This window comes from Komagataeibacter diospyri (genome assembly GCF_006538165.1).
Lineage (GTDB): Bacteria > Pseudomonadota > Alphaproteobacteria > Acetobacterales > Acetobacteraceae > Komagataeibacter > Komagataeibacter diospyri.
Genome location: NZ_BDLU01000061.1, coordinates 1 through 1,462 on the forward strand (window position 1 = coordinate 1; position 1,462 = coordinate 1,462).

1 protein-coding gene is annotated in these 1,462 nt (G+C 62.7%); it reads left to right on the plus strand.

The features are described from left to right. Window positions 1-61: 61 nt before the first annotated feature. Complete coding sequence (locus MSKU9_RS13780) at window positions 62-1,432, plus strand: hypothetical protein (protein ID WP_141261968.1); 1,371 nt, start codon at window positions 62-64, stop codon at window positions 1,430-1,432. The last annotated feature ends 30 nt before the right edge of the window (window positions 1,433-1,462 follow it).

Sequence of the window (1,462 nt, forward strand, 5' to 3'; positions counted from 1 at the left end):
CTTGTCGAGTCAGGACAGTCTCTCCCTCTGCTGTCCATAACTGGAGTAGCAGGAAAGCCTCATGGCCGCAGACGAACTCACGGGACTGATCAGATATCTCGGTCAGGATGACTGGCAGGACCGTTTCGCGGAAGTGCTCGGCGATCACATCGGTCCGGCGCTGGAAGCGGGCGACATCACGTTCGAGGAGCTGGCGGAGATGATCGGTCCCGACGTCGCCATGACGCTGTGGGGCTGTGCCTTCGAGGATTTTCTCGGGCAGGACTGGGACGATGGTCGGAACATCGTTGACGTCTATCTGAAACGCCGGGGCTGGAAGGAAGGGCCGCGCAACAGCGCCTATATGCGTGCGCTCAGGGCTTCGGTCATGAGCCTGTATGAAGTGTCGGACATCAGACCCGGCCAGAGCTTCATGGCGCGTGACCTGCTGCGGGGTGGCGAGCCCGTTCTCGTGCATGAAGGCACCGCCACCCGGACGCTCAGACAGTGGAACCGGATTGCAGCGCGCCTTGTGCCGTCAGATGGAAAGACCGTTCTGGCAGGCGGCCTGCTCGCCTGTTCACGGGGGGTCTGTGAGGATCTGGCCGCAAACCTTTACAGGGCGCTGCGGAAAAGACGCGGCAAGGCGGAATTCCCGAAAGTCGATACGGAGACCCTGCGGGAACTCGCGCCGATGTTCACGCTCACCTGGCTGTTCCGGACGCTGGAAGACATGGCCCGGCAGATGGAGGGGCCGGCGCTGTTCAATGGCGATGGCGAGGATCTGGTCTTCCATGAAGTGTGTTTCCCGCTGGCGAAGGGCGTGACGCAGAAGAAGGTGGCGGATGCGCTTGAGGGCGTGGTGGCCCTGCGTCCGGAGAACCGGTCGTTCTGGAACTGGCTGAAGGAGCCGGAGAGTGATCCTGTGCCGTTGTCCGGACGGGATGAAAACGGGCGGTTCCTGCGCACCGAGATGGACGATGGTGCGATCGTGCTGGGCACCCTGGAACTCAGGGGGCGGCAGTTACGGTTGCAGGTGAACTCAGGGGAACGTGCCGAACGTGGGCGTGCCATGCTGCAGGCCGTTCTGGGCACGCTCGTGGGCGCGCCCCTGACGCAGATCATGATACCGGTGCAGGCGATGGATGAGCGGGAGCACGATGGACGGACTGCATCGCCAGACCTGCAGATCCCGCCTGAAGAGGAAGCGCGGATCATCGGGCAGATGCTGGAGCGCCATTACCGGCAGGTGCTTGATGAGCCGGTTCCGGCCCTGGGGAATGTGACGCCGCGTGAGGCTGCCCGGACAGCTTCAGGACGTAAAAAGGTGGCTGCCTGGCTGAAGGATATCGAAAACACCACAGCCCGCGCCCGGAAAGATGACGGCGCGGGGGTTGCCTACGATTTCGGGTGGATGTGGCACGAACTCGGAATCACCATGCTCCGGAAATAGGCCGCTTTCGCCTACATGTCGGACATCCGG

Coding starts and splice junctions, on each gene's coding strand:
- MSKU9_RS13780 (WP_141261968.1), top strand. CDS start 62: ATGGCCGCAGACGAACTCACGGGACTGATCAGATATCTCGGTCAGGAT.